This is a genomic window from Pseudonocardia sp. 2-7 (assembly GCF_056341085.1).
On sequence record NZ_CP094507.1, the window covers coordinates 4,975,160 to 4,988,596 of the forward strand.

Annotated in this window: 11 protein-coding genes; 3 read left to right on the forward strand and 8 right to left on the reverse strand. The window is 76.4% G+C overall.

Translation table 11 applies throughout. From position 1 onward, the window contains the following. Positions 1–95: 95 nt before the first annotated feature. The 4 genes from MTO91_RS24050 to MTO91_RS24065 are packed head-to-tail and all read right to left on the reverse strand — an operon-like array spanning position 96 to position 5,486. Entirely contained in the window at positions 96–575 is a 480-nt protein-coding gene (locus MTO91_RS24050; RefSeq protein ID WP_073576590.1) for a type III secretion system chaperone family protein, read from the reverse strand. Next, positions 572–1,849 carry a D-inositol-3-phosphate glycosyltransferase gene (mshA, locus tag MTO91_RS24055; protein ID WP_476652871.1) on the reverse strand — a complete coding sequence of 426 codons (1,278 nt, stop codon included), beginning with the start codon at positions 1,847–1,849 and terminating at the stop codon, positions 572–574. The genes MTO91_RS24050 and mshA overlap by 4 nt, the downstream gene beginning before the upstream one ends. Beyond that, positions 1,846–4,656, reverse strand: a complete 2,811-nt coding sequence (locus MTO91_RS24060; RefSeq protein WP_476654954.1) for a sacsin N-terminal ATP-binding-like domain-containing protein — start codon at positions 4,654–4,656, stop codon at positions 1,846–1,848. Before MTO91_RS24060 ends, mshA begins: the two co-directional genes overlap by 4 nt. Further along, complete coding sequence (locus MTO91_RS24065) at positions 4,653–5,486, reverse strand: DUF3027 domain-containing protein (protein ID WP_405414669.1); 834 nt, start codon at positions 5,484–5,486, stop codon at positions 4,653–4,655. Before MTO91_RS24065 ends, MTO91_RS24060 begins: the two co-directional genes overlap by 4 nt. Positions 5,487–5,525: 39 nt before the next feature. On the opposite strand from MTO91_RS24065, the gene MTO91_RS24070 reads away from it, so the two are divergent. The 3 genes from MTO91_RS24070 (at position 5,526) to MTO91_RS24080 (ending at position 8,517) form a co-directional block, all read left to right on the forward strand. After that, positions 5,526–6,338, forward strand: a complete 813-nt coding sequence (locus MTO91_RS24070; RefSeq protein WP_405414667.1) for a glutaminyl-peptide cyclotransferase — start codon at positions 5,526–5,528, stop codon at positions 6,336–6,338. 99 nt (positions 6,339–6,437) lie between these two features. After that, a complete protein-coding gene (locus tag MTO91_RS24075) occupies positions 6,438–7,964 on the forward strand; it encodes an MFS transporter (RefSeq protein WP_251786760.1) in 1,527 nt (508 codons plus the stop codon). Between the two features lie 43 nt (positions 7,965–8,007). After that, the gene (locus tag MTO91_RS24080; protein WP_178375886.1) at positions 8,008–8,517 is read left to right on the forward strand and encodes a DUF2771 family protein; all 510 of its coding nucleotides are present in this window, start codon (positions 8,008–8,010) and stop codon (positions 8,515–8,517) included. An 18-nt stretch (positions 8,518–8,535) separates the two neighbouring features. Here the strand turns inward: MTO91_RS24080 and MTO91_RS24085 are convergent, their stop codons facing one another. The 4 genes from MTO91_RS24085 to MTO91_RS24100 all read right to left on the reverse strand — a co-directional run bounded on the left by MTO91_RS24085 (position 8,536) and on the right by MTO91_RS24100 (position 13,395). Then, complete coding sequence (locus MTO91_RS24085; protein ID WP_476652872.1) at positions 8,536–9,459, reverse strand: MsnO8 family LLM class oxidoreductase; 924 nt, start codon at positions 9,457–9,459, stop codon at positions 8,536–8,538. A gap of 70 nt (positions 9,460–9,529) precedes the next feature. Further along, on the reverse strand, positions 9,530–9,916 hold the full coding sequence (locus MTO91_RS24090; protein WP_062398128.1) for a cold-shock protein: 387 nt from the start codon (positions 9,914–9,916) through the stop codon (positions 9,530–9,532). A 104-nt stretch (positions 9,917–10,020) separates the two neighbouring features. Then, positions 10,021–11,685: an AMP-binding protein gene (locus tag MTO91_RS24095; protein WP_476652874.1), complete on the reverse strand. Its 1,665-nt coding sequence runs from the start codon at positions 11,683–11,685 to the stop codon at positions 10,021–10,023. A 78-nt stretch (positions 11,686–11,763) separates the two neighbouring features. Then, a complete protein-coding gene (locus MTO91_RS24100) occupies positions 11,764–13,395 on the reverse strand; it encodes a phospholipase D-like domain-containing protein (protein WP_476652875.1) in 1,632 nt (543 codons plus the stop codon). Positions 13,396–13,437: the final 42 nt, after the last annotated feature.

Below are 13,437 nucleotides of genomic sequence, written 5' to 3' on the forward strand. Positions count from 1 at the left end.
GGACGGACGGCGCGGAGATCCGGCCGGGTTCGGCGTCATGCTAGAGGCACCGCGCCCGTACCGTCGTCGTGGCGCGGTGAAAAGTTACCCGCGGGTCACCGGAAGAGGTGCTCGAACGCGGTCAGGTTCGCGGTCGACTCGCCGTTCTCGCTGCGCCAGGCGTACTCGCGGCGGATCGAGGAGGCGAAGCCGAGCTCCAGGAAGGTGTTGAAGTCGCCGTCGGCGGCCTCCAGCACCGAGCCGAGGACACGGTCGAGCTCGTCCGCGGTGACGGCGTGGCGCGCCAGCCGCCCGACGAGGTGGATGTCCCCGACACGGTCCAGGCAGTAGTGCACGCCGTAGAGCTTGGCGTTGCGCAGCAGCATGAACCGGTAGACGCCCTCGTGGTTCTCATCGGGCCTGCGGCACACGAACGCCTGCACCGCGAGGGTCTGCTCGCGCAGGATCAGCCAGGTCTGGGTCTGGAGCCGGGCCTCGCCGGGGAGGGTGACCAGCCACTGCCCGGGCCCGCGGTGGACGTGCTCGGCGCCGGAGTCGGCCAGCGCGGCCCCGATCCGCTGCTCCAGGTCGCTCATACGTCCCCCCGTCGCCGCGCCGCGAACTCGGTGCGGGCCTCGTCGTAGGCGCCCAGCAGGGCGTCGGTCGTGCGGTCCCAGGAGAAGCGGTGCGCGTGCGTCGCCGCGGTCCGCCCCATCTGCTCTCGACGGCCCGGGTCGAGCGCGAGCTCGCCCAGCGCGTCGGCCCAGTCGGAGATGTCGTGCCCGGTGACGAGCAGCCCGGACCGGCCCTCGGCGACGGCGACCGGCAGCCCGCCCACCCGGGTCGCCACCACCGGCGTCCCGCACGCCTGGGCCTCCAGCGCGACCAGCCCGAAGGACTCGTTGTGGCTCGGGACGGCGACGACGTCGGCCGCCCGGTAGACCGTCACCAGCTCGTCGCCGGCCCGGGGCGGCAGGAACCGGACGAGGTCGGTGATCCCCAGCTCGGCCGCCAGCTCGTGCAGCGACGTCGGCTCGGCCAGCCCCGACCCGGACGGCCCGCCCGCGACGAGCACGACGAGGCGCTCCCGCAGACCCGGAGCGCGCGCGGCCAGCTCGGCCGCGGCGCGCAGCAGCACGTCGGGGGCCTTGAGCCGCTGGATGCGTCCGACGAACGCCAGCACCACCGCCCCGGCGGGCAGGCCCAGCTCGGCGCGGGCCGCGGCGCGGTCCCCGGGCCGGAAGCGGTCGGTGTCCACCCCGGGCGGGATGGTGACGGTGCGGCGCGGGTCGGCGTCGTCGTAGAGGTCCAGCAGCTGCTTGGACTCGATCTCGGTGTTCGCCACGAGCCGGTCGGCCTCGGCGACGACCTGGTCCTCGCCGATCACCCGCACCCGCGGCTCGGGGGTGTCCCCGGCGGCGAGCGCGGCGTTCTTGACCTTGGCCAGGGTGTGCGCGGAGTGCACCAGCGGCACCCCCCAGCGGTCCCGGGCCAGCCAGCCGACCTGGCCGGACAGCCAGTAGTGGGAGTGCACGACGTCGTACCAGCCCGGGTCGTGGCGGGCCTCGGCCCGCAGCACCCCGGCGGTGAAGGCGCACAGCTGGCTCGGCAGGTCGTCCTTGCCGAGACCCTCGAAGGGGCCCGCGGCGACGAACCGGACCGTCGCGCCGGGCTCCAGCTCGACCGTCGGTGGCTGCTCCGACGACGTGGCGCGGGTGAAGATCTCCGCCTCGACGCCGCGGCGGGCCATCCGGATCGCCGTCTGCGCGACGTAGACGTTCATCCCACCGGCGTCGCCGGTGCCGGGCTGCTCGGTCGGGGAGGTGTGCACCGACAGCACCGCGACCCGTCGGGGCAGTCGCTCACTCACCCGAGCATCCTGACACGGCGCCGGAGCGCCAGCGCAGCCACCAGCGCCCGCAGCGGGTCCGCGGCGTGCCAGTCGTCGCCGCGGCCGGGCCAGGCCGGGACGGTCACCGTCGCACCGTCGTCGAGGTCGACGACCAGCTCGTCGTGCCGGTGCAGCCGCCCCGGGGGCGCGGTCTCCCCCAGCGCGGCCAGTGCCAGGACGACCTCGGGGTCGGCCGTCCACGGGCCGGGGGTACCGGTGCCGCGGGCGGTCCCGGCGACCCGGTCCGAGGCCAGCGGCACGTCGAGCAGCTCCGCGAGGGCGGCGGGGTCGGACCCGCCGGGGACGGCGGGCAGCGCGTCCAGCGCGGGCAGCACCCACGGCGCGTCGAGGACGACGGCGCGGTCGGTCGGCGCGACCGACCCGGTCACCGTGCGGACCCGGTCCGGCGGGTCGACGTCGTCGAGGTCCACCCGGCCGTCCGCGACGGCCGCGGCGAGCGCGGAGTAGGCGGCCGCGGCCACCTCCCCGGTCACCGTGCGCGCCGGGTCGGCCAGCCGGTCGAGCAGCTCGGTGACCTCGTCCGGCCCGTCGACGACGACCCGGTCCCGGACGCCGACGGCGGCGAGCACCGCGTCGTCGACACCGGGCAGGGCCCCGACCTCGTCGTAGAGCCCGGCCAGCCCGGTCGCCGAGCGCAGCCGCCACGTGCCGGCCAGCCGGCCGCCGAGGCGGACGTGGCGCGACAGCCACCAGGCGGTGTAGCCGGTGAGCAGCGCGGCCCGGGTGTCGCGGTCGCCGGCGAGCAGGGCCAGCGCCGCGGGCCAGCGGTCGTCGGCGACGAGGTCGAGGTCGCGGACGGCGGGCGGGGGGTCGCCGTCGCCGGGGTAGTGCTCGGCGTCGTGCAGCACGTCGGGGTCGAACGCGACGACCGTGAACCGGTCCAGCACGCCGGCGGCGACCAGGGCGTCGCGGGGCACGTCGGCCCACTCCGGCCCCAGCACGCCGACCGGGGCGTCCGGGTCGAGCAGGTCCCGGACGGCGGCGTCGGGCAGGACGAGCTCGTCGGCGCGGGCGGGGCGGCCGTCCTCGTCGGTGAGGGCGAGGGCCCCGAACCGCGGGTCCGGCGCGGCGCCGGGGGTGTCCAGCAGGGCGAGGACGGCGCGGGCCGCCGCGGTGGTGTCCAGGCCCGCCTCGGCGTCGTCGACGGACCGCTCCACGGCGGCGTGCAGCGCGGGCGCGTCGAGCAGGGTGTCGCGGTCGGCGTCGGCGGCCCCGAGGCGGCGCAGCAGCGGGTGGACGGCGTCGGGGTGGGCGATCCGCAGCTCGGGGAGCGCCGCCACCCCGGCCGGGTCGCCCCCGACGGGGAGCAGCACCGAGGCGGGCCCGGGCACCAGGCGGCCGTCGGCGAGCGGGACGGGCAGCGCGCCCAGCTCGGCGGCCAGCCCCGGGACGGTGTCGGCGGCCGGGGCGAGCGCCGCGTACAGCTCCCGCCACCGGCCCGGATCCGCCTCGAGGCCGGTGAGCCGCTCCGCCAGCGCGGCGGGGCCGACCCGGTCCACGCCGAGCCCGGCGGGCGGGACGACCCCGGACGCGACGAGGCGGGCGAACGCCGGACCGGTCGCGGCGAGCAGCTCGGGCAGCCCGTCGGCGGGCACGTCGAGCCACTCGGCCCGCTCCGGTGCGAGCACGTCCGCGTCGCCCGTGGCGGCGGGGAGCCACGGGGTGCGGGTCAGCGCGGCGGTGACCGCCTCGCGCAGCCGGCCGTCGAGCGGTGAGCGCGGGAACCCCGGCTCCGGAACCAGGGCGGTGCGGTCGGCGGGGCCGACGCGCCGGACGAGGTCGGCGTAGGCGGCCGCCGCGGCGTCGACCAGCGCGTCGACGCCCGGGTCGTCGGCACGGATCCGGCGGCGGTCCGGGTCGAGCGGGAACGGTGCGACCAGCCGGGCGGGCAGCGACAGCTGCTCGGCGCTGCGGGTGGGGGCGTGCAGGACCTCGCCGGCGTCGGGTCCGTACGGGGCGGGCCGGTCGCCGCGGCGCGGCAGCGCCCAGCGGACGCCCGCGTCCCCGGTGACCAGCAGGTACCCGGCGTCGACGACGCGCACCCGGCCGTCGCCGAGGTCGGTGCGGGCGACGGTCACCGGGCCCGCCGTGACCGACTCCAGCCCCGGCAGGGCCAGCAGCAGGTCCCCGGCGGTGCGGGCGAGCTCGTCGAGCAGGTCGTGCGGGTCGGTGCCGGGCGCCGGGCGCAGCCGGACCTCGGTGGCGAACCCGGGCGGCGGCGGTTCCTCCTCCGGCGCGGGCCAGGCCAGCCGCAGCACCGGCACCCGGGCGTCGCGGGACAGCTCGGCGGCCGCGGCACCGCCCAGCCCGGCCACCTCGACCGCGGTCCGCGCGGCCGAGAACGCGACGGCTCCGGCCGCCGTCACCAGCCGGGGGTCGGTACAGACGGCGAGCACCGCGGCGAACCCGACGCCGAACCGGCCGGTCGCGCCGGCCGCGTCCCGCTTGGCCGAGGCCCGCAGCGCCCCTAGCGCGGCGACCCCGGCGGCGTCGAGCGGGGCACCGGTGTTGGCGACGCGCAGCTCACCGTCCACCACGACGGCCCGGACCCGGCCGGGCAGGGCCGCGGCGAGCGCGGCGTCGGCGGCGTTCTGGAGCAGCTCGGCGACCCAGGTGTCGGCGTACCCGCCGCGGCGCAGGTCGTCCTCGGCGTTGACGTCCTCACGGAACCGGGTCGGCGACGACGACCAGGCCGCCAGGACCCCGTCCCGCAGCGCCGCCGTGCCGAACGGGTCGGTGCCGTCCGCGACGCCGGGAGGGCTCAGGACCCGACCGGCTCGAGGTCGACGCCGTCGTCGTAGACCAGGGCCGAGACGTGGACCGGGGAGCCGGACGGCTCGGCGACCGAGGAGTGCGCGCCGCAGCCGAAGCCGACGGCGACGACCTGGGCGTCGGCCGGGGAGGAGCCGTTCGCGCAGACCCCGAACACGCCCTGCAGCGACCCGGCGAGCGGCACCAGGAACCCGCAGGTCCCGCAGGACGCGGGGGCGGACCGGGCGAGGTCGGCGGCCGGGCCGCGCTCCCCGTCCTGCCAGCGCTCGGCGGCGGCGATGCGGCCCTCGAACGACAGCACCCGCTCGCGGCCGAGGCCGGCCTCGCGGGCCAGCGCGTCGACAGCCGGATCCCCGGAGTCGACGTAGCCCGGTACCAGGCGGGGGTCGTCGGCCGGGGTGGGCAGCAGGTCGCCGGGCCTGAGGTCACCGGGGCGCACGCGCTGGTCCCACGGCACCCAGTCGGGCGCGACGAGCGCGGTCGAGCCGGGCAGCAGCACCGACTCCGAGACCGTCACCGGCCCGTCACCGGCCGCGGCGGCGACGGTGACCGCCCACCGCCAGCCGCGGTAGCCGGGCAGGTGCGCGGCGAAGGAATGGGTGACCGAGCCGTCGTCCTCGGCGGTCGTGCCCAGGTGCGCGCCGACGGCGGCCACGGCCGCCTCGTCGCCCAGCTCGTCGGCCGCCTCCTCGACGGCCGCGGCCCGCGCCTCGTCCACCGCGTCGAACAGGTGCGACGGCGCGGGTGTCACCCGGGGCTGCGGCGTCTCCGCCCGCTCGTCACCGGAGTCGCCGACCTCGACACCCACCTCACCAGTGCTCACCTCACCAGTGTGCCACCCGTGCCCGGGCATCCTGGGCGGGTGCCCGCCCGAGCGCTGCTCCGCCGCCCCTCCGTGACGGGGCTGCTCCCCCTCCTGCTGGCCCTGGCGGCCTGCGGGGCCGCGGCCCCGGCGCCGGGGCTGCCCGCCCCGGGCACCGTTCCGGTGGTCCGTCCGCAGGTCCTCGCCGAGATCCCGCACGACCCGCAGGCGTTCACCCAGGGCCTGGAGCTGCGCGACGGGACCCTCTACGAGGGGACCGGCCGGGTGGGGCGCTCGCAGCTGCGCACGCTGGACCCGGCGACGGGCGCGGTGCGGGCGGCGAGCCCGATGCCGCCGGCGTACTTCGGGGAGGGCATCACCGTCGTCGGGGACCGGATCTGGCAGCTGACCTGGCAGGACGGGGTGGCGGTCGAGTGGGACCGGGCGACGCTGCGCCCGCTGCGCGAGGTACCCGTCGACGGCGAGGGCTGGGGGCTGTGCCTGCTGGGCGACCGCGTGGTGCGCTCGGACGGCACCGACCGGCTGTTCTTCCACGACCCGGCCGACCTGGCGGGGACCGGCTCGGTGGCCGTCACCCTGGACGGCGCCCCGGTGACCCGGCTCAACGAGCTGGAGTGCGTCGGCGACCGGGTGTGGGCCAACGTCTGGCAGACCGACGACCTGGTGCGGATCGACCCGTCGACCGGGGTGGTCGACGCCGTCGTCGACGCGACCGGGCTGCTGCCGGCCGGGCAGCGGGCCGGGACCGACGTGCTCAACGGCATCGCCCACGTCGACGGCGACGAGTACCTGCTCACCGGGAAGCTGTGGCCGACGACGTTCCGGGTGCGGCTCCCGGTGCCCCCGGCCTGACCCGCGCTGCGCCCCCGGCCTGACCCGCGCTGCGCCGGGCGGGTGACACCACCCGGCGGGATCGCCGGAACCGTCGGTGCCCGCCTGCACAATGACCGCGTGGCACCGAACCCGTTCCGCAGCCGCCGCCGGGCGGCCGGGTCGAGACGTGGCCCGGCCCCGCGCACCTCCCCGACCACCGGCCCGACCACCACCCCGATCGCCTCGGACCCGGCGCTGCGCCGTGCGCGCTCCGCCGGTGCCGCCACCGACGAGCTGCCCCGCCCCGGCCCGGCCACGGTCCCCCGCACGGTGACGGTCACCCGGGTCGCCGTGCACCGCACCCGCGAGCTGGGCGGGCGCGCGGTCGCGCTGTTCCGACGCGCCGCGACCGCCGACGGTGCCGACCGGTCCGGGCTGACGGCGCTCACCTACGCCACGATGCTGACCTACGCGCTCGACGCGGCGGTCGCCGTCGCGCTGGCGAACACGCTGTTCTTCGCGGCGGCGACGGCGGAGTCCACCGCGAACGTGGCGCTCTACCTGGCGATCACCGTCGCGCCGTTCGCGCTGGTGGCGCCGGTGATCGGTCCCGCGCTGGACCGGTTGCAGCGGGGCAGGCGGATCGCGATGGCGGTGTCCTGTGCCGGCCGCGCGGTGCTCGCCGTGGTGCTCGTGTTCCACCTCGACGACTGGCTGCTCTACCCGGCCGCGCTGGGGATCATGGTGCTGTCCAAGTCGTTCCTGGTGCTCAAGGCGGCCGTGACCCCGCGGGTGCTGCCGTCGACGATCACCCTGGCGACGACGAACTCCCGGCTCACCACGTTCGGGATGGCCGCGGGCGGGATCGCCGGGGCCGTCGCGGGCGGGGCGGCGCTGGCCGTCGGCGGGGCCGGGCCGCTGTGGTGGACGGCGGTGCTCGGCGTCGCCGGTGCCGTGCTCTGCCTGCGGATCCCCCGCCGGGTCGAGTCCACCGCGGGCGAGGTGACCGCGGCGGTGCCCGCCACCCGGCCGGGCAAGCGCCGGTCCCGCGCCCCGGCGACGCGGGCGGTGCTCGTCGCGCTGTGGGGCACGAGCACGGTGCGGGTGCTGACCGGGTTCCTCACGCTGTTCGTCGCGTTCGTGGTGAAGGCCGGGGCCGAGCAGTCCCCCGACGGCGATCCCGCGGGCCAGCTGGTGGTGATCGGGATGGTCGGCGCGGCCGCCGGCGTCGGGCTGTTCGCCGGCAACGCGGTGGGGGCGCGCAGCCGCTTCTCCCGGGTCGAGCCGGTGGTGCTCGCGGCGGCCGCGGCGGCGGTGCTGGCCGCGGCGGCGGTGGCGCTGCTGCCGGGGGTCCCGACGGCGGTGGTCGCGGCCCTGGTCGCGTCGACGGCGAGCGCGCTGGCGAAGGTCTGCCTCGACGCGGTGGTGCAGCGCGACCTGCCCGAGGACGCGCGGGCGTCGGCGTTCGGGCGGTCGGAGACGGTCCTGCAGCTGGCCTGGGTGCTGGGCGGGGCGATCGGGGTGCTCGCCCCGCACGACACGTTCCGGACCGGGTTCGTGATCGTGACCGGGGTGGTGGCGGTGTTCGCGCTGCAGGCCGCGCTGGTGCGCCGCGGCACCTCGCTGGTGCCCGGTCTGGGGCCGCGCCCGGCCGTCGCCCGCTGAGGGCCCACCCGCGCGCCGGGCCCGGATCCGTACGCTGGTCGGCGTGATCACCCGCCCCCGACCGCGCCCCCGCCGGTCCGCCGGCGTGCTGGCCGGGACCCTGGCCGCGGCCGCCCTCGTCCTCGCCGGGTGCGGCGGCGAGGCCCCGACGGTGACGTTCGACGTCGGTGGCACCTCGCTGACCGCCGCGCCCACCCAGTTCTGCGACACCAGCCTGCAGAACTGCCAGGACGCCCCGAACGCCCGGGTGACCGCACAGGTCCCGCCCGGGACGGAGGTCCGCATCACGGTGCCCGAGGAGGTCTCCTCCGCGCCCTGGCAGGTCGCCTACGCGTTCACCCGCGGCACCGACCCGACCCCGGTCCAGCAGCGCAGCGCGATCGCCGCGCCGGACACCCGCACCGACTTCACGCTGTCCCTGCCCGAGCCGGGCGACCGGCTCGTCACCGCACAGGTGCAGGTGTTCGGGGCGCCGCCGTCGATCGACCCGGAGAGCACCGACATCCAGTTCCCGGTCCGGGCGACCTGGGTGCTGGTCGGCGAGCAGGGCTGAGCGGGCGCGACCCGGGGCTCAGCGGCCCGCGCCGAGCAGCCGGGCCAGCGCGGCGTCGGAGTCGGCCTGCGCGTCGCGGTCGTGGGTCGAGGAGAACACCAGCAGCTCGTCGGCGCCGGTGCGGGCCACGAGGTCGTCGAGCCGCTCGGCGACGGTGTCGGGGTCGCCGACGATCGCGTTCGCCAGCGCCCGGTCCACGGTCTCGCGCTGGCGCCGGGTCGTCGCGCGGTGCGGGTCCGGCGGCTCCAGCGGCGGGAACTCCCCGGTGGTGCGGGCCGCGGCGTGCGCCCACGCCTCGGACAGCGCCAGCTGCGGGTCCCCGACGAGCACGTCGGCGGACACCACCAGGTGCGCCGCGTCCCCGGCCCGCTCGCGGTAGTCCGCCAGCGCCGCCGGATCGTCGAGCACCGGTCCGCCGACGACGGCAGGCAGCCTCAGGTCCCCGGCCAGCGGCAGTCCCGCGCCGGTGGCGAGCAGGAACAGCGGTACGGCGTGCTCCAGCCGCGGCCGGGCCGTCACCGGGCCGCTGCCGTCGAGGAAGGAGCGGAGCTCGTCGAGGGCGGCGCGGAACTCCGCGTCGTCGGCCCCGCCGGCGCGCAGGGCGCGGCGGACCGGCTCGGTGAACCCGGGCGAGCGGCCGATGCCCAGGTCGATCCGCCCGGGATGCAGCGCCTCCAGCAACGCCACCTGCTCCGCGACGACGAGCGGCTGGTGGTTGGGCAGCATGATCCCGCCCGAGCCGACCCGGATCCGCGCGGTCGCCGCGCCCACCGCGGCCATCAGGACCGGCGGGCTGCCCGACGCGATCCCGGGCACGGCGTGGTGCTCGGCCACCCAGAACCGGTGGTAGCCGAGCTGCTCGGCGCGGACGGCCCGCGCCACCGTGCCGCGGACCGCGGCGGCGTCGGGCTCCCCGGCCCGCGTCCGCGAGCGGTCCAACATCGACAGGCGCACAGTCGCCCCAACGCCGCCCGCACCCGCCGCCATTCCGCCGCGCCCGGCAGCGCCCCGGTCAGCCGTCCAGGTCGCGGGCGACGGCCCGCACGACCTCGGCGGCCAGCTTGCAGGTCTTGCGGTCCGGGTAGCGCCCGTGCCGCAACGCCGGCTGGATCTTGTTCTCCAGCAGACCCATCATGTCCTCGATCAGACCGTGCAGCTCCTCGGCGGGGCGGCGCGCGTTCTCCACCGCGGACGCCTGCTTCTCGACGATGCGCACGGAGAGCGCCTGCGGCCCGCGGCGGCCCTCGGCCATCCCGAACTCGACCCGCTGGCCGGACTTGAGCGCCTCCACGCCGGACGGCAGCGCCGCCTTGCGCACGTAGACGTCCTCACCGCCGTCCTGGGAGAGGAAGCCGAAGCCCTTCTCCGCGTCGTACCACTTCACCCTGCCGGTGGGCACCGTCGTCCTCGATTCCTGCTTGCTGTGTTGCTGCGTGCACGACAAACGCGCCCGGGCTCGCCGGACGCGCCGTCACCGATGGTACGCCTGGGACCCGTCCGGGGTCAGGCGTTTCGGACCCTCGCCGCACTCTCCAGGTCCAGCAGCCCGACCGACTTCTCCCGCATCTCGACCTTGCGGACCTTGCCGGTGACCGTCATCGGGAACTCGTCGACGACGAGCACGTAGCGCGGGATCTTGTAGTGCGCCAGCTTCCCGGTGGCGAACTCGCGCAGCGTGTCGGCGGTCATGGGCGCGGCGCCCTCGCGCAGCACCACCCAGGCGCAGAGCTCCTCGCCGTAGCGCTCGTCGGGGACCCCGATGACCTGGGCGTCGACGACGTCGGGGTGGGTGTAGAGGAACTCCTCGATCTCGCGCGGGTACACGTTCTCGCCGCCGCGGATGACCATGTCCTTGATCCGGCCGGTGATGTTGAGGTAGCCCTCGTCGTCCATCACGGCGAGGTCGCCGGTGTGCATCCAGCGGGCGCGGTCGATGACCTCGGCGGTCTTCTCCGGCTGCTCCCAGTAGCCCAGCATCACCGAGTAGCCACGGGTGCACAGCTCGCCCGGCTCGCCGCGCGGCAGCGTCCGGCCGGTCTCCGGGTCGACGACCTTGACCTCCAGGTGCGGGTGCACCCGCCCGACCGTGGACACCCGGCGCTCGAGGGAGTCGTCGGCGCGGGTCTGGGTGGACACCGGGCTGGTCTCGGTCATGCCGTAGGCGATGGTCACCTCGGTCATGCCCATCCGGTCGACGACCTGCTTCATCACCTCGACCGGGCACGGCGAGCCGGCCATGATCCCGGTACGCAGGCTGGACAGGTCGTAGTCGCCGAAGCCGGGGTCGTTGAGCTCGGCGATGAACATCGTCGGCACCCCGTAGAGCGAGGTGCAGCGCTCCTGCTGCACGGCGTGCAGGGTCGCCTTCGGGTCGAAGCCCGGCGCCGGGATGACCATCGTCGCGCCGCTGCTGGAGCAGGCGAGGTTGCCCATGACCATGCCGAAGCAGTGGTAGAAGGGCACCGGGATGCAGACCCGGTCGGCCTCGGTGTACCCGCAGGTCCGGCCGACGTAGTAGCCGTTGTTCAGGATGTTGTGGTGCGACAGCGTCGCGCCCTTCGGGAACCCGGTCGTCCCGGACGTGTACTGGATGTTGATCGGGTCGTCGGCCGTCAGCGACGCCTGCACCTGCGCCAGCTCGTCGCGGCGGGAGGCGTCGCCCGCGGCCAGCGCGTCCCACTCGGGGGAGCCGGTGATCACGACGCGCTGCAGGTCGGGACAGTCCGCCCGGACCTCGGCGATCATCTTCTCGTAGTCGGAGGTCTTGAACGACGACGCCGACACCAGCGTCGAGATCCCGGCCTGCTTGAGCACGAACTCCAGCTCGTGGGTCCGGTAGGACGGGTTGATGTTGACCAGGACGACGCCGATCTTGGCCGTCGCGAACTGGGTCAGCGTCCACTCCGCGGTGTTCGGCGACCAGATCCCGACCCGGTCCCCCACGGTGAGACCGGCGGCGAGCAGCCCGGTGGCCAGGTCGTCGACGGCGGTCCGCAGCTCGCGGTAGGTCCAGCGGCGCCCGGTCTGCACCTCGACGAGCGCGTCGTTGTCGGGGACGCGGGCGACGGTGCGGTCGAGGTCGTCACCGATGGTGTCGCCGAGCAACGGCGTGTCCGAGGTCCCGGACGCGTAGGACGGGACGGCGGGGGTTGCGGCGGCTGAGGTCACGACGTCGTACTCCTCGGGCGGTTCGGTGCGGGTCGTCACATCCTCGCCCCGGACGACGCGGTTGCCAACACCCGTCGGTCAGGACGAGGACAGGCGCCGCCTCCCCGACTCGGCGACCTTCGCCGCCCCGCGCCGCGCCCCGTGGGCCGCGCGGCGCAGCGGCCGCGGCGACGGCTCCGGCCACGGACCGACCGGCACCAGTACCCGTTCGGCCGGGGCGAACCCGGCGGGATAGCCGGGCACCCGCCAGGTCCCGGCCGGCGCGTCCGGCGGCAGCCACTCCGGGCGCCACATGCCCAGCGCGAGGTCCAGGTCGGCCAGCCGGGGCGCGAGCTCGTCGGTCAGCTCGGTGCGCAGGTGCTCGGCCCACAGCCGTACCCGCAGGTCGCGCACCTGGTCGCCGGTGGTGACGAACGCCGTCGAGAGCTCGGTGTCGGTGCCGCGCATCGAGCGGGAGAAGAAGTTGGCCGACCCGACGGAGGCGAAGACGTCGTCGACCAGCGCCAGCTTGGTGTGGACGGTGAGGTCCTCGATCCGGTGCATGATCACGTTGCCGCGGTCGCCCGGGTCGAGCTGGTCGATCACGCCCCGCTGGACGTCGCCGGTGACGCGGCGGCGGAACTTGTTCACCCCGGCGTCGACCGGATCCTTCCGCCCGGAGCACACGAGCACGACCTTCACCCCACGGGCGGCGGCGTCGCGCAGCAGCCCGTAGAGCCGGAACGCCCGGCGCCCGCCCGGGACCTCGAAGAAGTACTGGTCCTCCAGGTAGACGTATCGGCGCGCACCGCGGATCGCGGTGGACAGGGTGTGGAAGACCTCCTGGGCGCCGTTGCGGGGCAGCACCGTCCAGTGCCGCCGGTAGAGCATCCCGAAGTGGTCGATCTTCCACGGCCGCAGCGAGCGCAGCACCTGCACCGCGGTGCCGGGCGCGGAGCGCGGCGGGGCGGGCGGCGACGGCGGCAGGTCGTGCCGGAACGGCTCGGGGTTCATCGGCTCCCAGCCGGTGGGGGTGACCATGAACCGGCGCGGCGGCAGCGTCGCCGCCTCGGTCCACCGGCCCCGGTACACCTCCCACACCCGGGCCGCGCCGGGCCCGTGCAGCGCGGCGGCGCCGTCGTGCCAGCCCCAGCGTTCCTCGCCGATCGAGAGCCGGTCGTGCGGCTCGGCGTCGAACCGGTTGGCCGACAGGTCCAGCCCGCCGACGAACGCGGTCAGCTCCCCGCCGACGTGGGCGAGCACCACCTTCTGGTGGTGACAGCCGATCCCGGAGCCGGACCAGTCCAGCAGCACCCGCCCGGCGAGCTGCGGACGGCGGCGCAGCTCCAGCGCGGCGAACGCGTTCGCCCGGAACGGGCCGATCGCCACGCCGGGCACCGACCCGGAGAACAGCGCCGCGGTGAGCAGCACCCGAACGTCCACGCCGGCGTCGACCAGACGGGCGAAGCGGTCGGCGAGGGCCTCGTAGCCGTCCTCGTCCGGGTCGAGACCGTTCAGGTCCATATCCGGTTCCAGGTTCAGACCGGTGACCAGCACCGTGTCCCCCGGTCCGGCCCGGTCGAACAGCGCCCGCAGCCGGGCGAAGTAGTCGACGCCGTCGACGATCGGCTCCCACCCGGTGTCCTCGACGAAGGTGGGGCAGTCCGGGGTGGCGGGGGCCAGGTAGCGACGGGTCAGCGACGCCAGGTCGGCGGGCGGGGAGCCGGGCATGCCCGGACGCTATCCGGCGCGCCGGGGGTCGCGCCTACTCTG

Coding starts and splice junctions, on each gene's coding strand:
- MTO91_RS24050 (WP_073576590.1), bottom strand. CDS start 575: ATGAGCGACCTGGAGCAGCGGATCGGGGCCGCGCTGGCCGACTCCGGC.
- MTO91_RS24085 (WP_476652872.1), bottom strand. CDS start 9,459: ATGTTGGACCGCTCGCGGACGCGGGCCGGGGAGCCCGACGCCGCCGCG.
- MTO91_RS24100 (WP_476652875.1), bottom strand. CDS start 13,395: ATGCCCGGCTCCCCGCCCGCCGACCTGGCGTCGCTGACCCGTCGCTAC.